A 21,056-nucleotide genomic window follows, 5' to 3' on the forward strand; every position below is an offset into this window, starting at 1 on the left:
GCTGGCGGTAGACGATGACCACCGTTTCCGGCCCGCATCCGGGCCCGCCGAGCCTTGCCGACCGCGCAGGTCGGATGGTCGCCGCCGTGGCGCCGCGCCGTTTCGACTGGCCGATGCTGGCCGCCGTCGCCGCGCTGTCGGCGATCAGCTGCGTGCTGGTGTGGTCGGCCACCTACGACCCCGCCGACCCGGACGGCGCCCTGGGCTTCGTCCGGCGCCAAGCCCTCCATCTGGCCGTCGGCGCCGTGGCGCTCCTGGTGACGGCGGCGGTGGACTTCCGCGTCTCCCGGGCTTATGCGCCCGTCGTCTACCTCGCCGCCGTACTGGGGCTGGCCCTGGTGCTGACGCCGCTGGGCGAGACCATCAACGGTTCGCGCTCCTGGCTGGTGGTGGCCGGATTGCAGATGCAGCCCGGCGAGATCGCCAAGCTGGGCCTGGTGCTGGCCGCGGCGATGCTGCTGGGTGAACCCCGCGACGGCGAGTTCGCTCCGACCACCCGCGACGTCCTCTTCAGCCTCGCGGTTCTGGCGGCCCCGCTGGGGTTGATCCTCGCCCAACCCGACCTGGGCACCGCCATGGTGCTGACGGCGACCTACCTGGGCATGCTCGCGCTGTCGGGCGCGCCCGCGCGGTGGGTGGCCGGACTCGTCGGCTCGGGTGTGCTCGCCGCGTTCAGCGTCTGGTGGTTCGGCCTGCTCGAGGAGTACCAGCTGCAGCGCTTCACCACGTTCGTCGATCCGGGTTCGGACCCGCGCGGCGCCGGATACAACGCCAACCAGTCGATGATCGCGGTGGGCTCCGGCGGCCTCAACGGCACCGGACTGCTCGAAGGCGAGCACACCCGCGGCCGGTTCGTCCCCGAGCAGCACACCGACTTCATCTTCACCGTGGCGGGCGAGGAACTGGGATTCGTCGGCGGGATCGCCGTCATCGGGCTGCTCGCGTTCGTGCTGTGGCGGATCCTGCGCACGGCGGGCCGCAGCGGGGAGCCCTACGCCCGCCTGGTCTGCGTCGGCGCCGCGGCCTGGCTGGGTTTTCAGGGCCTGATCAACATCGGTATGACGCTGGGCGTGGCGCCGATCACCGGCATCCCGCTGCCGTTCGTGTCCTACGGCGGAACCGCGGCCGTGGCCAATCTCGCGCTGCTGGGACTGGTGCTCAACGTGCACGCTCGCGAGCACGGCGTCCACTGACCGGCCGCGCCGCCGGGCACGGGCACCGGACGACTGCAAGGCGGGCGCGTCGCGTGTGGCTAAGCTGGAGAGTTCCTAAGGATTCCGCGACAGCCGACGCAGGGGAACCACCATGCCCATCGAAAGCGTGTTTTCGCAGCTTGAAGCGTTGCTTCCGAGCGTGCAGAAACCGGTCCAGTACGTCGGGGGCGAACTCAACTCCGTCGTGGCCGACTGGGACGACGCCGAAGTCCGCTGGGCGCTGATGTACCCCGACTCCTACGAGGTGGGCGCCCCCAACCAGGGCGTGCAGATCCTCTACGAGGTCCTCAACGAACGCGAGGGCGTGCTGGCCGAACGGACCTACGCGGTCGGCTCCGACCTGGAGGCGCTGATGCGTGAGCACGGCCTGCCCCAGTTCACGGTCGACGCGCACCGGCCCGTGGGCGCGTTCGACGTTCTCGGTATCAGCTTCGCCAGTGAAATGGGCTATACCAACATGCTCACCGCACTGGACCTGGCGGGGATTCCGCTGGACTCGGCCGACCGCACCGACGACCACCCGGTCGTGTTCGCGGGCGGGCACTCCGCGTTCAACCCCGAGCCCATCGCCGACTTCCTCGACGCCGTCGTCCTGGGCGACGGCGAGGAGATCACGCTGGCCGTCACCGAGGTCGTGCGCGAGTGGAAACGCGAAGGCCGGCCCGGTGGGCGCGACGGTCTGCTGCTGCGGCTGGCCGAGGGCGGCGGCGTGTACGTGCCGCGCTTCTACGACGTCACCTACCTTCCCGACGGGCGCATCGAGGCCTACACCCCCAACCGCGCGGGCGTGCCCGGGACCGTGCACAAGCACACGGTCATGGACCTCGACACGTGGCCCTACCCCAAGAACCCGATCGTTCCGCTGGCGGAGTCGGTCCACGAGCGCTACAGCGTGGAGATCTTCCGGGGCTGCACCCGCGGTTGCCGCTTTTGCCAGGCCGGGATGATCACCCGCCCGGTACGCGAGCGCAGCAAGGAGACCGTCACCGAGATGGTCGACCAGGGCGTGCGGTCCTCGGGGTTCGAGGAGGTCGGGCTGCTCTCGCTGTCCAGCGCCGACCACACCGAGATCGGCGATATCGCCAAAGGACTGGCCGATCGCTACGAGGGCACCAACACCGGCCTGTCGCTGCCGTCCACGCGGGTGGACGCCTTCAACATCGACCTCGCCAACGAGCTGACCCGCAACGGGCGCCGCTCCGGGCTGACTTTCGCTCCCGAGGGCGGCAGCGAGCGGATGCGCCGGGTCATCAACAAGATGGTCGGCGAGCAGGACCTGATCCGCACCGTCACCGCGGCTTACGCCGCCGGGTGGCGGCAGGTGAAGCTGTACTTCATGTGCGGCCTGCCGACCGAGGGTGATGAGGACGTCCTGGCCATCGCCGATCTCGCCAAGGAGGTCATCCGCGCCGGCCGCGAGGCCAGTGGCCGCTCCGACATCCGGTGCACGGTGTCGATCGGCGGGTTCGTGCCCAAGCCGCAGACCCCGTTCCAGTGGGCGGGGCAGACCCCCTACGAGCTGGTCGACGCCCGGCTGCACAAGCTCAAGGCGGCGCTGCGCTCCGACCGCCGCTACGGCAAGGCGATCGGCCTGCGCTACCACGAAGGGCAGCCCTCCATGATCGAAGGGCTGCTTTCGCGCGGCGACCGGCGCGTCGGCCGTGTCGTCGAGGAGGTCTGGCGCGCCGGCGGCCGCTTCGACGGGTGGAGCGAGCACTTCTCCTACGAGCGCTGGGCCGAGGGCGCCGCGAAGGCGCTGGCCGGCGAACCGGTGGACATGGACTGGTATACGGTGCGCGAGCGCGGTGAAGACGAGGTGCTGCCGTGGGACCACCTGGACGCCGGACTGGACCGCGGCTGGCTGTGGCAGGACTGGCAGGACGCGCTGCACGGGGAGGAGTCGGTCGAGGTCGACGACTGCCGGTGGAACCCCTGCTACGACTGCGGCGTCTGCCCCACCATGGGCACCGAGATCCAGATCGGACCGAGCGCCCCGGGGCGCTCGCTGCCGCTCACGGTGGTCTGAAGGGGCCGGTGCGCGACGAGGGCGCCGGAGCCGCCCGCTTCCCCGGTGCCGGGGGAGTGAGGTATGGCCCGGCGCCCCGCTCGCGCCGGGCCATACACCGTGTAAGACGGACGGGTGGCGGTGCCGGTTTGCATCCGATCGCGATTTCTTCGAAGAAATTTCATAGCCCGGACTCTTCGCAGGTCACCACTGCCTCCTGAAAGGCGGGGGCGTGCGGCCGCCTCGCTAGAGAAGCCCGGTCGGCGCTTTTCAACCGGTCAGCGGGCGGGAACAGCACATACATGGGTGATCCAGTACGGAGTACTGCATCATCGGGTCATCCGCCCACCGGCCCGGTGCGGGCGGGCGGCGGCGCTGCATCCCGCTCCGGTGGCGCGTCCTCTTTGGAGCGCACCGTAGGCTGAAGTACGACGTGAATCTTTCAGGCGGGTGAGTCAGGGAGGAATCGACCCGCTCGCCGGGGAGTTACCGAGGAAAGGAGCTGAGCTGCCCCCCGCAACCGAGGGCATGACACCGCCCTCCACCGGACACCCCGGACCGAAGCTGCGAGTCCGCTACACCAAGCGCGGCAGGATGCGTTTCGCGAGCCATCGTGACATCGCCCGCGCCTTGGAGCGGGCGCTGCGCCGGGCCGGGGTCCCCGTCGCGTTCTCAGCGGGGTTCACGCCGCACCCGAAGCTCTCCTACGTCAACGCCGCCCCCACCGGGGTGGCCAGTGAGGCGGAGTACTTCGAGATCACGCTGGCCGAACCCGCTGCGCCCGACGAGGTCCGCGTCCGGCTCGACGACGCCATGCCCGACGGGTTCGACGTCGCCGAGGTGGTCGAGGCGGCACCGGGGTCCCTGGCCGATCGCCTCGAAGCATCGGAGTGGCGGGCGGAACTGCCCGGCGTCGGCCCCGACGACGCCGCGGAGGCGGTGGCCGCGTTCATCGCGGCCGATACCGTCGAAGTGGAGCGGTTCACCAAGAAGGGCCGCCGCACCTTCGACGCCCGAGCGGCCGTCCTCCACCTGGAGGTGGAAGGGCGCGCCACACGGGGTCGAGACGAGACATATGCCATAATCCGGATGGTTGTTCGGCATGCCACACCTGCCGTGCGACCGGACGACGTGGTGAACGGCCTTCGCCGCGTGGCCGACCTCGCGCGCCTGTCATCGCCTGTGATGACCCGGCTGGCGCAGGGGCCGCTCGGAGATGCGTCCGACACGATCGCCGATCCGCTCGCCGCGGATGCCCGGGCCGATCGGGGACGTGCGGCGGACACGCCGCAGCCGGACCCGCCCGCGCGGAGCGCGCCCGATGCGTGAACTCCATCGGGGACGCGGGCGAACCGAAACGACTTTCCTCCGGACAGCCCCCGAACGGCTGCCGGCGACGACATAGTGACGACACAGTCCGCGCGCGCAGCGGCCGAGGCCCACGCCGACGCCGCGCCGGGGACTTGACGGGAGACCGCCCGGATGCTCGACAACGAGCCCGACACCGGTGCCGAGGGCACCGAGGGCACAACTGAAACGACACAGACCTCCGAGTCCCAAGCGACGACGTTCGCGCCGCAGCAGGACACCGAGGTGAAGGTGAGTGGACCGGGGCGGCGCAGCGGAGTGCTGCGCTCGGCCGGCCCGCCGCCTGATCCCGAACCGGTGGCACCCCCGGAGGGGCCGCTGACCACCGTCGCGGGCCAGCCGTCGCTGGTCGGCGAGGACACGGCGTCCGGCTCGGAGCAAGCCGCGCCCGACGGCGGCGCCGAGGCCGGCGCCCCGGCCGGCGGGAGCGCGGAACCGGCGGCCGAGGAGCCCGCGCGCAAGCGGCGGACCCGCACTCGCGGATCCGCCTCCGGCGGAGGCTCGCGGACCGGCGCCGACACCGAATCCGCCTCCGGCCGGACCGCCCAACCGGCCGAGCCCGCCGACGCCGCGGGGACCGACCCCGCCGCGTCCTCCTCCGCCGCCGATTCCGGCGTCGCGCCGGAGGCCACCGGCGACGGCGCGGTCCAGTCGCCGATGGTGCTGTTCCAGCCCCCGGTCGCCCCGCCCGGGGAGACCGCTTCGCGTGCCCGCGGAAACGGTGCCGAGCCCGACTCCGCGGCGCGGAACGAGCAGGACGGACGGGACGACCGGGGCGATCCTGACGAGCCCGACGACGGCAGCGCGTCGGCCGAGCCGAGCGAGGCCGAGGACGGCGAGACCGAGGAGGAGCGCTCCTCGCGCCGCCGTCGGCGCCGCGGCGGGCGCGGGCGCGGCCGCACCCGCGCCGGTGAGGACGAGTCCGACGCCGACGCCGAGGACGAGAGCGGGGCGCAGCCGGAGGCCGGCGGGCGCACGGCGGACAGCGCTCCGGCACCGTCCGCCGGCGAGGACTCCGACGACGAGGACCAGACGTCGGGTACCCGCCGCCGGCGGCGCCGCCGGCGGCGCTCGGGCGGCGACAGCGAGGAGCCCTCGGCCCGGAGCCAGAACCGGAGCCAGAGCCAGAGCGAGGGGCAGGGCCAGTCCCAGGGCCAGTCCCAGGGCCAGGGCGAGGACGACCCGCCCAACACCGTCGTGCGGGTCCGCGAGCCCCGTAGCGGCGGCAAGGAGGCCCGCGACGAAGTCCAGGCGGTCAAGGGCTCCACCCGCTTGGAAGCCAAGAAGCAGCGCCGCCGCGAAGGCCGCGAGCAGGGCCGGCGGCGCGCGCCCGTCATCACCGAGTCGGAGTTCCTGGCCCGCCGCGAGTCGGTCCAGCGCGACCTGGTCATCCGCCGCAGCGGGGAGCGCACCCAGATCGCGGTCCTGGAGGACGACGTCCTCGTCGAGCACTACGTCGACCGCGCCACGCACAAGTCCTACGTCGGCAACGTCTACCTGGGACGGGTGCAGAACGTGCTGCCGTCGATGGAGGCCGCGTTCGTCGACATCGGCAAGGGCCGCAACGCCGTCCTCTACGCCGGCGAGGTCAATTGGGACGCGTCGGGCATGGAGGGCCAGCCCAAGCGCATCGAGTCGGTGCTCAAATCCGGCCAGTCGGTGCTGGTGCAGGTCACCAAGGACCCCATGGGCCACAAGGGTGCGCGGCTGACCAGCCAGATCAGCCTGCCCGGCCGCTACCTGGTCTACGTGCCCGACGGCTCGATGACCGGAATCAGCCGCAAGCTGCCCGACAAGGAGCGGGCGCGCCTCAAGCAGATCCTCAAGAAGGTCATGCCGGAGAACGCCGGCGTGATCGTGCGCACCGCCGCCGAGGGGGCCAGCGAAGAGGAGCTGGAGCGCGACATCAACCGGCTGGCCAAGCAGTGGGACTCCATCAAGCGGAAGTCCCGCTCGGCCAGCGCTCCGTCGCTGCTCAACAGCGAGCCCGACCTCACCGTGCGCGTGGTGCGCGACGTCTTCAACGAGGACTTCTCCAGTCTGGTGGTCGCCGGCGACGAGGCGTGGGACACCGTGAAGGACTACGTCGACTACGTGGCGCCGCACCTGGCCGAACGGCTCTCGCATTGGACCGACGAGCGCGACGTGTTCGCGGCCTACCGCATCGACGAGCAGATCGCCAAGGCGCTGGAGCGCAAGGTCTGGCTTCCCAGCGGCGGTTCCCTGATCGTCGACCGGACCGAAGCCATGACCGTCGTCGACGTCAACACCGGCAAATTCACCGGGCAGGGCGGCAACCTCGAAGAGACGGTCACCAAGAACAACCTGGAGGCCGCCGAGGAGATCGTCCGCCAGCTGCGGCTGCGCGACATCGGCGGCATCATCGTGATCGACTTCATCGACATGGTGCTGGAGAGCAACCGCGACCTGGTGCTGCGCCGGCTGCTGGAGTGCCTCTCGCGTGACCGCACCAAGCACCAGGTGGCCGAGGTCACGTCGCTGGGGCTGGTGCAGATGACCCGCAAGCGGGTGGGCCAGGGCCTGGTCGAAGCGTTCTCGCACAGCTGCGAGCACTGCTCCGGCCGCGGCGTGGTCGTCGACGCCGAACCCGCCGGCGCCAAGTCCGGCGGCGGAAGCGGCGGCAACGGGAACGGCAGCGGCGGCGGACGCAAGAAGAAGGGCAAGGACAAGGACAAGGACAAGTCCGAGCAGCAGGCGGCCGACGCCGCCGAGCCCGTGCCGGAGGCCGAACCCGCCCCCGCCGAGCTGGAGTCCGCCGCCGGAGCGGCCGGCGCGGCCGAGGCCGAGGAGGCCGTCGAGGAGCCGGCGCCCGCCAAGGGCAAGCGCTCCGGCGCGAAGAGCACGGCCAAGTCCGATTCCACCGCGAAGACCGGTACCAAGTCCACCGGCCGCAAGACCACGCGGAAGAAGGCCGACACCGCGGCGTCGGCCGAGGCCGCCGACGCGTCCGCCGCAGCGGACGGCGACGACGCTGGGGACGCGCCGGCGCCGGCGGCCGCCGAGGAGGCCGAGCGGCCCGCTAAGAGCGAGAAGGCCGGACGGCGCAAGCGCACCGGCGGCCGGCAGGACACCGCCTCCGGTTCCGAGCCGGCGGCCGAGCCTTCCGCCGACGACGAGTCGGAGGCCGGTACCGGCGAGCCGGCTGACGAAGACTCCGCCGAGCAGCGCCCGCGCAGGCGCCGCACCCGGCGGACCAAGACCGCGGCCGCCGCCGATTCGGCGGTGGCCGAGGCCACCTGAGGGAGTGGGCGGTACCGGGTCCGTCCCGGCCGCCGCCCGGGCCGGCCCGCATGCCGGGCCGGCCCGGGGCATCCCCCGCGCGGACCTGCGGGCGTGCCTCGCCCCTTCGCACCGGTGGTAACCTAGGAACCGGTGCGTCGGCGCGCCCCCATCGTTCGCGCGCCCGAGACCTACTTCTCGACCTTGCGCCGCCGTGAGTGAGCGCGCGGGTCGAAGGTCGATTTTGAGCGCATTCCGCCTCCGCCTCGGCGGGGGTCCGGTCCACACGAGCAGGAAGAGAGTTCCCCGGTGTACGCGATCGTGCGAGCGGGCGGCCGACAGGAGAAGGTGTCTGTCGACGACGTCTTGAACATCGACAGGGTCTCCGACGAGACCGGCGCCACTCTGAAGTGGGAGCCGCTGCTTGTCGTCGACGACGGCAAGGTCATCAGCGACTCCTCGGAGCTGGGCGGTTACTCCGTCACCGCCGAGGTCCTCGGCGAGACCAAGGGCCCCAAGATCAATATCGTGAAGTTCAAGAACAAGACCGGCTACAAGAAGCGCCTGGGCCACCGGCAGAAGTACACGCAGGTGCGCGTCACCGGTATCGCGTCGAACACGAACAAGTAGGGGAGGGGCGCGAGATGTCTCAGAAGAAGGGCGCATCCAACAGCAAGAACGGCCGCGATTCCAATTCGAAGCGGCTCGGCGTCAAGCGCTTCGGCGGCCAGTCCGTGCGGGCCGGCGAGATCCTCGTCCGCCAGCGCGGCACGCGCTTCCACCCCGGCGACAACGTCGGCATCGGCGGTGACGACACCCTGTTCGCGCTGGCAGCGGGCCAGGTGGAGTTCGGCAACCGCCGCGGCCGCAAGGCCGTGAACATCGTCCCCGCCCCGGTCCCCGCGGAATAGGTCCGGCGGCGCGGAAACACCACGCGTAAGGCGGGCCAGGCCATCTGGCCCGCCTTACGCGTGTGCGGACTCCGGTCGGCGCGCCCGCGCGGCACGTAGGCTGGTCAAGGGCAGGAAACAGCACGGGGAGGACACATGCCGGACTTCGTCGACGAAGCGGTCTTGCACGTCAAGGCCGGTGACGGCGGGCACGGCTGCGCCTCCGTGCACCGCGAGAAGTTCAAGCCGCTGGGCGGGCCCGACGGCGGCAACGGCGGCAGGGGCGGCGACGTCGTACTCGAGGTCGACCGCAACACCGCGACCCTGCTGGAGTACCGGCGCCGGCCGCACCGCCGCGCGCACAGCGGAACGGCCGGGCGGGGGGCGAACCGCTCGGGCGGCGACGGCGACGACATCGTGCTGCCCGTGCCCGAGGGGACCGTGGTGCTCGACGACACCGGCGAAGTGATCGCCGACCTGGTGGGCCACGGCACCCGCATGGTCATCGCCCGGGGAGGAAACGGGGGGCTGGGCAACGCCGCCCTGGCTTCGCCCAACCGCAAGGCTCCCGGGTTCGCGCTCAAGGGCGAAGCCGGCGACGCGCTGGATCTGCGCCTGGAGATCAAGACCATCGCCGACGTCGGTCTGGTCGGTTTCCCCAGCGGCGGCAAGTCGTCTCTGGTCGCTGCGCTCTCGGCCGCACGCCCCAAGATCGCCGATTACCCCTTCACCACGCTCGTTCCCAACCTCGGCGTCGTCGAGGCCGGAACGACCCAGTTCGTGGTGGCCGACGTCCCCGGCCTCATCCCGGGCGCGAGCGACGGCAAGGGTCTGGGACTGGCGTTCCTGCGCCACGTCGAGCGCTGCTCCATGCTCGTCCACGTACTCGACTGCGCGACCCTGGAACCCGGCCGGGACCCGGTCAGCGACCTCGACGCGCTCGAAGCCGAGCTGTCGGCCTACGGCGAGGCCGCCGGCGTCGACCTGTCCGACCGGCCGCGCATCGCCGTGCTGAACAAGATCGACGTGCCCGACGGGCGCGAACTCGCCGACATGGTCGCCCCGATGCTGCGCGAGCGCGGACTGCGGGTGATCGAGGTCTCCGCCGCCGCCCACGAGGGCCTGCGCGAGCTGTCGTTCGCCATGGCCGAGCAGGTCGAGGCGTCCCGCGCCGAGCGGCCCGAGCCCGAGCCGAGCCGGATCGTGCTGCGCCCGCGCGAGAAGAGCGAAACCCCGTTCGAAATCGTGCCGCTGGGTGACAACACCTTCCGGGTGCGCGGCAGTAAGCCCGCACGGTGGGTGCGCCAGACCGACTTCGCCAACGAGGAAGCCGTCGGCTACCTCTCCGACCGGCTCAACCGGATCGGCATCGAGGAGGCCCTCGCCGCGGCGGGCGCGGACGAAGGGGCCGAGGTCTACATCGGCGACGAGGAGGACTCCGTGGTCTTCGACTGGGACCCCACGATCCAAGCGGGGGAGACACCGATCGGCCCGCGCGGCACCGACTCCCGGCTGGGTTGAGGGCGCGGGCGCCGACGCGCCCGCCGCCCGTGTCGCGCGGGGTATGGGTGGCCCGGCCGCCGATACGACCGCTTCCCATGGAAAGTAGTGCGACGTGCGCAACGCACAGTCAGAACCGGAACCGTCCGAAGGGAACGGCGCGCTCCCCGAGCGCACCGAACTGACCGGGGCCCGCCGGGTCGTCGTCAAGGTCGGCTCCTCCTCGCTGACCGCGCCCGACGGCAGCATCGACACCGATCGCATCACCGAGCTGGCCGACGTGCTCGCCGACCGCCGCGCCGCGGGCATCGAGGTGGTGCTGGTCTCTTCGGGAGCCATGGCCGCCGGGGTCGCTCCGATGGCGCTGAGCGGGCGGCCCCGCGACCTCGCCACCCGGCAGGCCGCGGCCAGCGTCGGCCAAGGGCTGCTGATCGCCCACTACACCGCCGCGTTCGCCCGCCACGGGCTCACCGCCGCGCAGGTGCTGCTGACCGTCGAAGACATGATGCGCCGCGTCCAGCACCGCAACTCCCAGCGGACCCTGCGGCGCCTGCTCGACTTCGGCGCCGTGCCCATCGTCAACGAGAACGACACGGTTGCCACGCACGAGATCCGCTTCGGCGACAACGACCGGCTGGCCGCGCTTGTGGCCCACCTGATGCGCGCCGACGCTCTGGTCCTGCTCTCCGATGTCGACGCGCTCTACGACGGAGACCCGGCCCGGCCCGGCGCTCGCCGCATCGCCCGCATCAGCGACCCGGCCGACCTGGACGGCGTCGACATCGGGAGTGCGGGACGCCGCGGTGTGGGCACCGGCGGCATGGTCACCAAGGTGTCCTCGGCGCGCATCGCCACCGAGGCGGGGGTGCCCACGGTGCTCGCATCGGCCGCCGACGCGCGTGCGGCCCTGGCGGGCGGGAACGTGGGCACGGTGTTCGCCGCCCGCGCGCGACGCCGGCCCTCCACCCGCCAGTTGTGGCTGGCCCACGCCACCGAGGCCCGCGGCAGCGTCGTGCTGGATCCCGGCGCGGTGCGCGCGGTCGCGGAACGGCGCGCCTCGCTGCTGCCCGCGGGCGTGGTCAAGGTCGAAGGCGAGTTCTCGGCCGGTGATCCGGTGGACCTGCGCGACGAGGAGGGCGCCGCGATCGCCCGCGGCCTGGTCAACTACGACGCGGGCGAGATCCCCGACCTGATGGGGCGCTCCACCCGTTGGCTCGCGCGCGAGCTGGGCCCCGGATACGAGCGCGAGATCGTGCACCGCGACGACCTCGTGCTGCTGGGTGCGGCACGCGAACGCGCGCGGCGCGGCGGCGCGTAGGCGATGGCGGCAGGCGACCGCGGTCGGCGGGTTTCGGCGAGGCCGATTCAGGGTTCCGATTCCGCGCGTCGACGCAGACCTGGGCTGATCCGGCAGTATGGTGAACCGCCATGAGGTCCTCCACCCACGAGTTCGACACCGAGCTGCTCCACAACGGCCGCGTCGTCACGCTCGGCGCTGTGACCTACCGGGGCCGGACGGTGCTGCATCCGGGGCCCGACCGCTTCGCGCCGCTGCGGCGGTGGGCACAGGACGTCGCCGACCAGCTGGACGGGCCGGTGACGTGGCGGGCCAGCTCCGAGGGCGAGGTGGTCCGAGAGCAGACGGTGCACCCCGCCGCGCGCAACGCCGAGGGAGGGCCCGGTCCGGCATGCTGACGAGGTGCACCGGCGCTCGCGGCCCGCGGACGCCTCCGGTCCGGGCAGGGGCTATGCCGTCGACCGGCGGTTCACATCCTGCGAGCGCTCTCTGCTCCGCACTTTGAGCAGTGGAACTTCCGGTCCCCTCCTAAGACCCAGTCGTGTTCGCCACCGTTGGGACATGCCGACATCGACACCACCTAAGCTCTCGTCCGAGCGATCTGGCGCCGACACGGTATCGGCTGCGCAGCGCGGTTGTCCGGAAAACGGTCGAGCCCATGGGGCCGCAGGGGCCGGGTGCGGCCCCGCGGCGCCGTCCGCGCAGCCGCCGCGCCGATACGCTGAAAGAGCACATCCCGCCTCCCGACCACATGGAAGCGAACAGCACCATGAGTGATACCGAGCGCGACGTCCGCGCCTGCGCCGAGCGTTCCCGCGACGCCGCCGCCGACCTCGCGCCGCAGAGCCGGTCCGTGAAGGACGACGGGCTGCTGGCGATGGCCGACGCCCTGGTCACCGAGGCCGAATCCATCGTGGCCGCCAACCGCGAGGACGTCGAGCGCGCTCGTGCCGCGGGCGAGAGCGAGGCCGTGATCGACCGGCTCGCGCTGACCGCGGAGCGCGTGGGCGCCATCGCCGAATCCGTCCGCGACGTCGCCGAGCTGCCCGACCCGGTGGGCGAAGTCGTGCGCGGTTCGAGCCTGCCCAACGGGTTGGAGCTGCGGCAGGTGCGGGTGCCGCTGGGGGTCATCGGGATCATCTACGAGGGGCGGCCCAACGTCACCGCCGACGCCGCGGCGCTGTGCCTGAAGAGCGGCAACGCGGCCCTGCTGCGCGGCTCCTCCTCGGCCTACTCCTCCAACGCGCGTATTGTCGAGGTCCTGCGCGGTGCGCTGGACAAGGCCGGGTTGCCCGCCGACGCCGTCCAGCTGGTGCCGGGAAGCGGGCGGGACTCCGCCCAGGCGCTGATGCGCGCCCGCGGCCTGGTGGACGTGCTCATCCCGCGCGGCGGCGGTTCGCTGATCCGCACGGTCGTCGACGAATCCACGGTCCCGGTGATCGAGACCGGCGAAGGCAACTGCCACGTCTACATCGACGAGTCCGCCGACACCGACATGGCCGTGTCGATCGCGGTCAACGCCAAGACCCAGCGCTACTCGACCTGCAACACCGCCGAGACCCTGCTGGTGCACGCCGCCGCCGCCGACCGGTTCCTGCCGCGGGTGCTGCCCGCCCTGCGCGAACTGGGCGTGACCGTGCACGGCGACGACACGACCGTCGGCTACGACGACGCGGTGGTGCCGGCGGCCGAGTCCGACTGGGCGGCGGAGTACCTCTCCGCGGATCTGGCGGTGAAGGTGGTCGACTCCCTGGACGACGCCGTCGCCCACATCCGGCGCTACTCCACCAAGCACACCGAGGCCGTCGTCACCGACTCGCAGTCGGCGGCGCGCCGGTTCGTGTCGCTGGTCGACGCGGCCGCCGTGATGGTCAACGCCTCGACCCGCTTCACCGACGGCGGCGAGTTCGGTTTCGGCGCCGAGATCGGCATCTCCACCCAGAAGCTGCACGCCCGCGGCCCGATGGGCCTGCCCGAGATGACCTCGACCACCTACGTGGTCACCGGAGAGGGACACGTCCGCTGAAGCGGGCGGCGGCCCTGGCGGGTTCTCCGCGTTCGTGCCGGGAACCGTCGCCGGGGCCGGCGGCCGGGCGTCAGGAGGACGAGTTTCCGCTTCCGCCGTCGTCGCGCCGTCCAGCGCCCTTCCAGCGTTCGGCGACCGAGTCGAAGATGCGCCCGCCGGTGTTGGCCGCGCTGCCGGCGACGTCGCGCAGAGTGCCCATCAGCGGGTCCTCCGAGCGTTCCCAGGACTCGCGGTAGGAGTCGGCGGCCTTGCGCGCTTCGGCGCCCACGGAGGCGTCCTTGTCGGCGTCGCGGCGGGGGTAGTCGCCGTCGAGGATGCGCTGGTAGGAACCGTCGTCGATCCACCGGCTGAGCTCGGCCATGCGCATGACCGCGAACGGGTGGGTCTGGCCCATGAGGCTGAGCATCTTGATCAGGCTGTCGCGGGCGTCGCCGCCGCCCTCGTACTCGCGGGCCTGCTCCATGAAGGAGTCGGGGTTCATCTCGGCCAGCCGCGACCCCCCGGCGAGCTTCATCAGCGCGCGCTTGGCGGCGTCGGGGTCCTGGCCCGCGAGGAGCCCGGCGCGGTCGCAGGACAGCTCGGACTTGCGGTACCACTCTTCCAGGGCGGTGACGATCGCGCGGATGCCGATGTAGCCGAGCGGGATCCAGGCGACCCGAGCGGCCAGGCGGACGAGGGCGAGCAGCATGGTGCGGTAGACGGCGTGGCCGGAGAGGACGTGGCCGACTTCGTGGCCGACGACGAACCGCTGCTCCTCGGGGTCGAGCAGGTCGAACAGTCCGGTGGTCATCACTATGAACGGCTTGCTGCTGCCGATGGCCATGGCGTTGGGCCGCGGGTTCATCTGGATGTAGAGCTCGGGGACGTCGTCGAGGTCGAGGATGTAGGCGGCGTCGCGGACGTAGTTGTACACCTCGGGGAACTGCTGTTCGTTCACCCGCACGGCGCTGGACAGGAACATCAGGCGCAGGGCGCGTTCGTTGAACAGCCCCGACAGGCGCTTGAAGACCTCGTCGAAGCCCCGCAGGGATCGCAGCGCCACCAGTGCGCCGCGGTCGGCCGGGTGCTCGTATGCTCGGGAGCTTATGTTTTCGAGTCGTACGCGGGTGCGGTCTGGAGCGTTGGTGGCCATGTCGGCATGCTATGCCTCGCCGGTGCGCGATGCCACGATTCCGCGGGTCGAGATATGACGCGATTTTCGCGGATTCCGGGGCGGTACGTCCCGGCAGTCCTGCGCCGGTCGGTTAATCTCGGGATAGACCGGATGAAAAGGGGCCCGGCGCCGTGCGACTCCGGTTCGACGGCGGTCGGGCGACACGCAGGAAACGGAGTCGTACGTGCGCAACGATCCGGCGGGGGGCCTCTCCAGCGCGGAGCAGAAGCGACGGAACCCGCGCCGTGTGGGCATCATGGGCGGTACGTTCGACCCGATCCACCACGGGCACCTCGTGGCGGCCAGTGAGGTCGCCCACCTGTTCCACCTCGACGAAGTCGTCTTCGTCCCCGCGGGGCGGCCGTACCAGAAGGACCTCACCCAGGTGACCTCGGCCGAGGACCGCTATCTGATGACCGTCATCGCCACGGCCGAGAACCCGCAGTTCAGCGTGAACCGGATGGAGATCGACCGCGACGGCCCCACCTATACGATCGACACGCTGCGCGAGATGCGCCGGATCCACGGCACGGATGTGGAGCAGTTCTTCATCACCGGGGCAGACGCGCTGGGCGCTATCCTGAGCTGGCAGAACGTGGACGAGCTTTTCGAGCTCGCGCATTTCGTAGGCTGTAACCGCCCCGGACACCGGCTCACCGACCCCGGGCTTCCCGACGGGAAGGTCAGCCTGGTGGAGGTCCCCGCACTGGCGATCTCCTCCACGGAGTGCCGGGAGCGCGTCCGCAAGGGCGATCCCATCTGGTACCTCGTGCCCGACGGCATCGTCCGCTACATCAACAAGACCGGGCTCTACCTCGACGACCCGACTGCGGGGTAGCCACCTGAGGGAGGCAGCTGCTACATCGTGTCCGCTACCGACCGGGCCGTGGGGCTCGTAAACATCGCCGCTGAAGCGGCCGCCGACAAACTCGCGCAGGAGGTCGTGGCCTACGACGTCAGCGACCAGCTGGTGATCACCGACGCCTTCGTCCTGTGCTCGGCGCCCACCGACCGCCAGGTGCGCTCCATCGTGGACGAGGTCGAAGACCGCTTGCGCGACCGGGGCGGCGTCAAGCCGGTCCGCCGCGAAGGCGAGCGCGACGGGCGCTGGGTGCTGCTGGACTACGCGGAGATCGTCGTGCACATCCAGCAGGAGGAGGAACGCGGGCAGTACGGCCTGGAGCGGTTGTGGAAGGACTGCCCCCGAATCACGCTGCCCGAGGGTGCCCAGGGCCGCGAACGCGGGAGCGAGGACGCCGGCGGCGGCGCCGGCGCCGCCGACCCCGCGTGAGGACGAGGACGCCGCCGAGCGGCGCCTGCGCCTCCACCCGTCCCGGCAGCACGAAAGGGCGTCCGTGACCGACACCAAACGCGTCGTCTGCTGGCGCCACGGCCAGACCGCCTGGAATTCCGAGAAGCGGTTCCAGGGCCAGACCGACATCCCCCTCAACGAGCAGGGCCTGGCCCAGGCACGCCACGCGGCCGGACTGCTCGCGCGGCTGCGCCCCGACGCCGTCGTCTCCTCCGACCTGCGCCGCGCCGCGGTGACCGCCCAGACCCTGGGTGAGCAGACCGGTCTGGACGTGGCGTTGGACAAAGGGCTGCGCGAGCGCTTCGGCGGCCAGTGGGAGGGGCTGACCACCGCCGAGATCCGTGAGCGGTGGCCCGAGGAGGACGCCCGTCTGGATCCGCCCGGCGGCGAGGACATCGACGCCGTGGGGCAGCGTGTGTGCGACGCCGTCGAACGCGCCCTGGCGCTGGTGCCCGACGGCGGCCTGCTGGTGGCGGTGGGCCACGGTGCCGCGCTGCGCGCCGGGATCAACCGCATGCTGGATCTGCCCGCAGGCCGGCGCCAGGTGCTGGGGCCCCTGGGCAACTGCTCCTGGTCCCTGCTGGGCCCGCTGCGTACCGGCGGCTGGCGGCTGCTGGAACACAACGCCGCGAGCCTGCCGGAGAAGCGCACCCTCAGCGACGACCGCTGAGCCCGGCGCCCTCCCGTTTCGACGAGGGCGCCGGATTCCGTTAGAGTCGGTACCGCCGCCGCGGAAACGCGGGGGCGGACCAGGGGCTATGGCGCAGCTGGTAGCGCGCCTCCATGGCATGGAGGAGGTCTGGGGTTCGAATCCCCATAGCTCCACAACAACCGGCCGCCACGGCCGGAGAAGAGCGCCGGTGCATTCCCCGTTCTCCGCGGCGAGAGCGGGGAATTTCGCTGTCCGGCGCTTCGCGGAGCGGCCCCGGCCTCCTTCCGCGCAGCGGGAGCGCACGGGGCTCCGCATCCGCGCCGCCGGCGCCGGAACGGCCGCGACCGCCTCCTGCGCCGCACCGGCGGCCAGCCGCGGAGAGGCCGTGTCCGCGTGCGGCGCGCGCACCACCCCGTGCTCGCGCATGTCGGCAGCCCATCACAGCGCGTTCGACGCGAACTCCCACGGGCGCAGGATCGTCCACGCCGGTCCGCTGTTCTGCAGGAGGCGCTCCCCGGCCAGCGCGGCGCGCCGGTCGAGGGGCAGGCCGCCGATTCCGGCACGTGCGGAGCCGTTCGTCGTGTCGTCGTCGCCCATCCCGTCAGGCTAGCGGGATCGGCGCGTGCGGCGCCGTTCCGGCGGGGCGCCGCCGTTCACCGTGCGGGGGCGCCCGCAACGTCGCTGCCGCACCGCTCGCCCTCCTCCGGGATCCCGCGCACCGGGAGGCGGCCGTGCGGCATCCGGATCCCGTGTTTCGCGGCGGCCGCCGTTCCCGATCACGGCCGTCGCCCGGGGTTCCGAGCCGCTCCGCAGGCGGGGTGCCCCATGCCACTGCCGCACGATGGACCGATCCGCCCTCGGCAGGTGGTATAAATGTGGGGAAGCGGGGCTATGGCGCAGCTGGTAGCGCGCCTCCATGGCATGGAGGAGGTCTGGGGTTCGAATCCCCATAGCTCCACACCGGTGCAGGAGCACCGCGAACCGCGTGCAAGCGAGGCCGCATCCGTTCGGCGGATGCGGCCTCGCTTCGTGTGTACCGGGGCCCGATCTCCGCGACCGGATCAGGCGTGGGCCGCGCCGCCGATGGGGGAACGGAGCGCCTCGACCATGCGGTCGCGGAATCCGACCATCGACGGCGACGCGGCCCCGGAGTCGGCGCCGTGGTACATCCCGGACTCCGTATGCACCTCGCACGGCACGCCGGCCCCGTTCAGGCGCCGTCCGTAGTCGAGGTCCTCCTCGTAGAACAGGTCGATGTCGCCCACGCCGATCCATGCGGGAGGCAGCCCGCTCAGGTCCGTGCGGCGCGCCGGCACGGCGTAGGGCCGGTCCTCTTCGGAACCGGCCGGATGCCCGAGGTAGGCGGTCCAGGCGACGCGGTTGGAGCGCGGGGTCCACATGAAGCGGCCGCGGACGCCGTGGTCGTCGACCAGCGCCGTGCGGTCGTCGAGCATCGGGTACTGCAGCAGCTGGAAGCACACCCCGTGGCCGGAGTCGTAGGCGCGCTGGGCGAGGCTCGCCGCCAGGCCGCCGCCCGCGCTCTGCCCGCCGACGGCGATGCGCTGCGGGTCGACGTTCAGTGCCGCGGCGTTCTCCTGCAGCCACCGCAGCGCCGCTTGGCAGTCGTCCAGGTCGGCGGGGAACGGGTGCTCGGGTGCCAGGCGGTAGTCGACGCTGACGACGGGGACGCCCAGCTCTAGGGCGAAGCGGCTGCACAGGTCGTCGTCCATCCCGACGATGCCGCCGACGTGCCCGCCGCCGTGGATCCAGAGCAGGGCGCCGGTGGTGCCCGACCGGTGCGGGGTGTCGTAGACGCGGACGCCGGCCTCGTGGCCGCCGGGTGCGTGCACCCTCCGGCTCTGCGCGCCGACTCCGTCGGCGACGTCGGAGTCCAGCATCCCCGAGAGCGCGCGGAAGGGGCGGATCGCCGCCGGGTGCGCAATCCCGATCGGCATGTACAGGGACGGGCCGCGCAGTTGGGGTGCCACGGTCCGCAGGTCCGCGGTGCGCCGTGCGGCGTAGGCCGCGGCGCCCGCTGCGGCGAGCCCGGCGAGCCCGGTGGGCAGGAGGCGGCGTCGATGCTTGGACGGTCGGGGGGTGCGTCGTGCCACGGTTGCGGTCCTTCCGGCGGTGACGGTCGGGCGGTGCGGCCGGGACGGGCTTTCGGCAGGACGCTACCCCCGCCGCCCCGGCGCGGCACGCACGCGTGCCGGGCCGCAGCTCGGGCACGACCGGATCCCGATACACGTCGCGGGGCCGTCCGGTGTGCGGACGGCCCCGCCACGTGTATGGGGTCCGTGGCCGGTGCCGCCGGCCGGGCCGCTGTCAGGCGCGTTCGTCGTGCGCCGCCTGCGGCTGGGCGGAGGCGCCGGCATCCGCGTCGGTGACCGGATCGGGCGCGTTCTGGGCCTCCGGGGCGCCGCCCTCCGTTGCGGCCTTGCTGCGGACGAACAGCGCTGTGACCACCGCGAGGGCGCCGATGCACCCGGCCACCATGAACGCGGTGCGCAGGCCGGAGGCGTCGGGGGTGCCGGTGGCGCTGCCGAGCGCGGCGACGGTCACGAAGACGGCCGTGCCGAACGCGCCCGCCACCTGCTGCAGCGTGGTCAGGATGGCGCTGCCGTGGGAGTAGAGGTGGTCGGGCAGCGACCCCAGCGACTCCGTCATCAGCGGCGTCATCATCAGTCCGAGCCCCGTCATGAGCACGACGTGGATGGCGATCACCAGCACCAGCGGCGAATCCGGTCCCAGCGCGGTGAACAGCCACAGCGACGCCGCCATGGCCAGCGATCCGGGGATCACCAGGGGCCGGGCGCCGAAGCGGTCGAACAGCGCTCCGACGGGGCGGCCGAGCAGTCCGAGGACGAGTCCGCCGGGCAGCACGGCCAGTCCGCTGACGAACGTGCTGGTGTTCATGACGGTCTGCAGGTAGAGCGGAAGCAGGATCGAGGCGACGCCCAGCAGGCACATGAACAGCAGGCCGGCCAGGATCAGGGCGACGACGTAGTTCCGGTAGGTGAAGGGGCGCAGGTCCAGCAGCGCCCGATCGCGGCGCTGGAGGCGGAGCTGGCGGGTGACGAAGACGGCCAGTGCGGCTGCGCCGACGGCGAGCGCCAGCCAGGGCGGCACCGGGTGCTCGCCGCCGCCGGACTCGCCGATGGAGGACAGGCCGTAGAGCAGGCCGCCGAAGCCGACCGCGGACAGCAGCACCGAGAGGACGTCCAGCGGAACCGACCGGGTGCGGCTGTCCAGGCGCAGCCAGACGGCTCCGATGATCAGCGCGGCCACCGCCAGCGGGAGCACGAGCAGGAACATCCAGCGCCACCCCAGCCCGGACAGCACCGCCCCGCCGATGGTCGGCCCGATCGCGGGCGCGACGGCGATGACGATGGTGATCGTGCCCATCGTCGCGCCGCGCCGGTGCGGCGGCACCAGCCGCATCACCGAGGTCATCAGCAGCGGCACCATCACGGCGGTGCCGCAGGCTTGGACGATGCGTCCCACCAGCAGGGTCGCGAACCCGGGTGCGATCGCGCTGAGCAGTGTGCCCAGAGTGAACATGCTCAGCGAGGCCAGGAAGATCTGGCGCGGTGTGAACCGTTCGAGCAGGAAACCGGTGGTGGGGATGACCACGGCCATGGTGAGCAGGAATCCGCTGGTCAGCCACTGCACGGTCGTGGTGGAGACGTCGAGGGCGACCGTCAGGTCCCGCAGCGCCACGCTCAGGATGGTCTCGTTGAGGATCATCACGAACGCCGAGGTGACCAGAACGGCGATCAGCAGCCCGGCGCGCGGTTGCCGAGCCGCTTGCGCAGGCGGCTCGGGGGAGTCCCCGGACGCGGGTGCGGGGGTCTCGGTTTCGGTCATGGGCATACCTCACAAGCTGCCGGTCACGCGGGTTGGCTGGTGGCGCTGGAGCCGGGCGCGGGCGTCCGGCAGGCGGTCGGTGGCTCAGTCCGTGCTGTGCGCGATAGCGCCGACTCGCGCATCCGGGGCGGCCGGTCGAAAATGCAGGCGGGCCGGCGCGCGCGTCGGTCGGAGGATGCGTTTTCGGCCGGGTCCGCCGGGTTCCGGATGGCCGCCGCAGGAGAAACGGCACGGGGTTGCGCGGATCGGGCGTGCGGTGCCGTTCCGGTCGAGCACGATCGTCCCCCGCTTCCCCGCTTGCGGCAGCCCCGAACACGGCCGCCGGTTCGGCATCCGTCGGCCGCCTGCCGCGCTCCTTCGTTCTCGGCGCGCGCACGAAAGCACACGCAACCGCATAAGTCAGGCCGGCGGCCTGTTTACGCTAGCAGGCGTATAAATCAATTGCCTGATTCGTTCCCGGTGACGATCTGAGAGATGGGGCACACGGATCCGCGCGTTCGTGGGGCGGGCCCTCCGCTGCGCGTACGAGGCG

Annotated in this window: 17 protein-coding genes and 2 tRNA genes; 15 read left to right on the top strand and 4 right to left on the bottom strand. The window is 72.1% G+C overall.

Annotated elements, in window-relative coordinates; translation table 11 throughout:
• Nucleotides 1-14 precede the first annotated feature (14 nt).
• The 10 genes from rodA to HNR25_RS20310 all read left to right on the top strand — a co-directional run bounded on the left by rodA (nucleotide 15) and on the right by HNR25_RS20310 (nucleotide 13,540).
• A complete protein-coding gene (rodA, locus tag HNR25_RS20265; protein ID WP_184637715.1) occupies nucleotides 15-1,193 on the top strand; it encodes a rod shape-determining protein RodA in 1,179 nt (392 codons plus the stop codon).
• Nucleotides 1,194-1,305: 112 nt separating this feature from the next.
• Nucleotides 1,306-3,240, top strand: a complete 1,935-nt coding sequence (locus tag HNR25_RS20270; protein WP_184637717.1) for a TIGR03960 family B12-binding radical SAM protein — start codon at nucleotides 1,306-1,308, stop codon at nucleotides 3,238-3,240.
• 573 nt (nucleotides 3,241-3,813) lie between these two features.
• Nucleotides 3,814-4,548, top strand: a complete 735-nt coding sequence (locus HNR25_RS20275; protein ID WP_246464623.1) for a TIGR03936 family radical SAM-associated protein — start codon at nucleotides 3,814-3,816, stop codon at nucleotides 4,546-4,548.
• A 153-nt stretch (nucleotides 4,549-4,701) separates the two neighbouring features.
• Nucleotides 4,702-7,848 carry an Rne/Rng family ribonuclease gene (locus tag HNR25_RS20280; RefSeq protein WP_184637721.1) on the top strand — a complete coding sequence of 1,049 codons (3,147 nt, stop codon included), beginning with the start codon at nucleotides 4,702-4,704 and terminating at the stop codon, nucleotides 7,846-7,848.
• A 288-nt stretch (nucleotides 7,849-8,136) separates the two neighbouring features.
• On the top strand, nucleotides 8,137-8,457 hold the full coding sequence (gene rplU, locus HNR25_RS20285; RefSeq protein ID WP_184637723.1) for a 50S ribosomal protein L21: 321 nt from the start codon (nucleotides 8,137-8,139) through the stop codon (nucleotides 8,455-8,457).
• A 14-nt stretch (nucleotides 8,458-8,471) separates the two neighbouring features.
• Entirely contained in the window at nucleotides 8,472-8,738 is a 267-nt protein-coding gene (gene rpmA, locus HNR25_RS20290; RefSeq protein ID WP_184637726.1) for a 50S ribosomal protein L27, read from the top strand.
• Between the two features lie 135 nt (nucleotides 8,739-8,873).
• Entirely contained in the window at nucleotides 8,874-10,238 is a 1,365-nt protein-coding gene (gene obgE / locus HNR25_RS20295) for a GTPase ObgE (RefSeq protein WP_184637728.1), read from the top strand.
• Between the two features lie 160 nt (nucleotides 10,239-10,398).
• The gene (gene proB / locus HNR25_RS20300) at nucleotides 10,399-11,535 is read left to right on the top strand and encodes a glutamate 5-kinase (RefSeq protein ID WP_184639597.1); all 1,137 of its coding nucleotides are present in this window, start codon (nucleotides 10,399-10,401) and stop codon (nucleotides 11,533-11,535) included.
• Between the two features lie 110 nt (nucleotides 11,536-11,645).
• Nucleotides 11,646-11,912 (top strand): hypothetical protein, encoded by a 267-nt coding sequence (locus HNR25_RS20305; protein WP_184637730.1) that lies wholly within the window; start codon nucleotides 11,646-11,648, stop codon nucleotides 11,910-11,912.
• Between the two features lie 260 nt (nucleotides 11,913-12,172).
• Nucleotides 12,173-13,540: a glutamate-5-semialdehyde dehydrogenase gene (locus tag HNR25_RS20310; protein WP_184637732.1), complete on the top strand. Its 1,368-nt coding sequence runs from the start codon at nucleotides 12,173-12,175 to the stop codon at nucleotides 13,538-13,540.
• Between the two features lie 70 nt (nucleotides 13,541-13,610).
• Here HNR25_RS20310 and HNR25_RS20315 read toward each other — a convergent pair whose 3' ends face one another.
• Nucleotides 13,611-14,672, bottom strand: coding sequence for a M48 family metallopeptidase (locus tag HNR25_RS20315; protein ID WP_184637734.1), 1,062 nt, complete (start codon nucleotides 14,670-14,672; stop codon nucleotides 13,611-13,613).
• Nucleotides 14,673-14,949: 277 nt separating this feature from the next.
• On the opposite strand from HNR25_RS20315, the gene nadD reads away from it, so the two are divergent.
• The 4 genes from nadD (at nucleotide 14,950) to HNR25_RS20335 (ending at nucleotide 16,830) form a co-directional block, all read left to right on the top strand.
• Entirely contained in the window at nucleotides 14,950-15,531 is a 582-nt protein-coding gene (nadD, locus tag HNR25_RS20320) for a nicotinate-nucleotide adenylyltransferase (RefSeq protein WP_184639599.1), read from the top strand.
• Between the two features lie 27 nt (nucleotides 15,532-15,558).
• Nucleotides 15,559-15,984, top strand: a complete 426-nt coding sequence (gene rsfS / locus HNR25_RS20325; RefSeq protein WP_184637736.1) for a ribosome silencing factor — start codon at nucleotides 15,559-15,561, stop codon at nucleotides 15,982-15,984.
• Between the two features lie 64 nt (nucleotides 15,985-16,048).
• A complete protein-coding gene (locus tag HNR25_RS20330; protein ID WP_184637738.1) occupies nucleotides 16,049-16,675 on the top strand; it encodes a histidine phosphatase family protein in 627 nt (208 codons plus the stop codon).
• Between the two features lie 82 nt (nucleotides 16,676-16,757).
• Nucleotides 16,758-16,830, top strand: a tRNA-Ala gene (locus HNR25_RS20335).
• A 265-nt stretch (nucleotides 16,831-17,095) separates the two neighbouring features.
• On the opposite strand, the gene HNR25_RS20340 is transcribed toward HNR25_RS20335, so the two are convergent.
• Nucleotides 17,096-17,254: a hypothetical protein gene (locus HNR25_RS20340; RefSeq protein WP_184639751.1), complete on the bottom strand. Its 159-nt coding sequence runs from the start codon at nucleotides 17,252-17,254 to the stop codon at nucleotides 17,096-17,098.
• Between the two features lie 288 nt (nucleotides 17,255-17,542).
• Between HNR25_RS20340 and HNR25_RS20345 the strand changes: the two genes are divergently transcribed.
• Nucleotides 17,543-17,615 (top strand) — tRNA-Ala (locus HNR25_RS20345).
• Between the two features lie 103 nt (nucleotides 17,616-17,718).
• On the opposite strand, the gene HNR25_RS26190 is transcribed toward HNR25_RS20345, so the two are convergent.
• Complete coding sequence (locus HNR25_RS26190; RefSeq protein WP_184637740.1) at nucleotides 17,719-18,768, bottom strand: alpha/beta hydrolase; 1,050 nt, start codon at nucleotides 18,766-18,768, stop codon at nucleotides 17,719-17,721.
• Nucleotides 18,769-18,982: 214 nt separating this feature from the next.
• Nucleotides 18,983-20,524, bottom strand: a complete 1,542-nt coding sequence (locus tag HNR25_RS20355; RefSeq protein ID WP_184637742.1) for a DHA2 family efflux MFS transporter permease subunit — start codon at nucleotides 20,522-20,524, stop codon at nucleotides 18,983-18,985.
• Nucleotides 20,525-21,056 lie beyond the last annotated feature (532 nt).

This window comes from Streptomonospora salina (assembly GCF_014204715.1).
Classification (GTDB): Bacteria; Actinomycetota; Actinomycetes; order Streptosporangiales; family Streptosporangiaceae; genus Streptomonospora; species Streptomonospora salina.

What these genes read in the sequence shown, in the direction of transcription:
- HNR25_RS20310 (WP_184637732.1), top strand. Translation starts at nt 12,173, where the DNA reads ATGGGGCCGCAGGGGCCGGGTGCGGCCCCGCGGCGCCGTCCGCGCAGC.
- nadD (WP_184639599.1), top strand. Translation starts at nt 14,950, where the DNA reads ATGGGCGGTACGTTCGACCCGATCCACCACGGGCACCTCGTGGCGGCC.
- HNR25_RS20315 (WP_184637734.1), bottom strand. Translation starts at nt 14,672, where the DNA reads ATGGCCACCAACGCTCCAGACCGCACCCGCGTACGACTCGAAAACATA.
- HNR25_RS20270 (WP_184637717.1), top strand. Translation starts at nt 1,306, where the DNA reads ATGCCCATCGAAAGCGTGTTTTCGCAGCTTGAAGCGTTGCTTCCGAGC.
- obgE (WP_184637728.1), top strand. Translation starts at nt 8,874, where the DNA reads ATGCCGGACTTCGTCGACGAAGCGGTCTTGCACGTCAAGGCCGGTGAC.
- rpmA (WP_184637726.1), top strand. Translation starts at nt 8,472, where the DNA reads ATGTCTCAGAAGAAGGGCGCATCCAACAGCAAGAACGGCCGCGATTCC.
- HNR25_RS20280 (WP_184637721.1), top strand. Translation starts at nt 4,702, where the DNA reads ATGCTCGACAACGAGCCCGACACCGGTGCCGAGGGCACCGAGGGCACA.
- HNR25_RS20355 (WP_184637742.1), bottom strand. Translation starts at nt 20,524, where the DNA reads ATGACCGAAACCGAGACCCCCGCACCCGCGTCCGGGGACTCCCCCGAG.
- HNR25_RS20275 (WP_246464623.1), top strand. Translation starts at nt 3,814, where the DNA reads ATGCGTTTCGCGAGCCATCGTGACATCGCCCGCGCCTTGGAGCGGGCG.
- rodA (WP_184637715.1), top strand. Translation starts at nt 15, where the DNA reads ATGACCACCGTTTCCGGCCCGCATCCGGGCCCGCCGAGCCTTGCCGAC.
- HNR25_RS20305 (WP_184637730.1), top strand. Translation starts at nt 11,646, where the DNA reads ATGAGGTCCTCCACCCACGAGTTCGACACCGAGCTGCTCCACAACGGC.
- HNR25_RS20340 (WP_184639751.1), bottom strand. Translation starts at nt 17,254, where the DNA reads ATGGGCGACGACGACACGACGAACGGCTCCGCACGTGCCGGAATCGGC.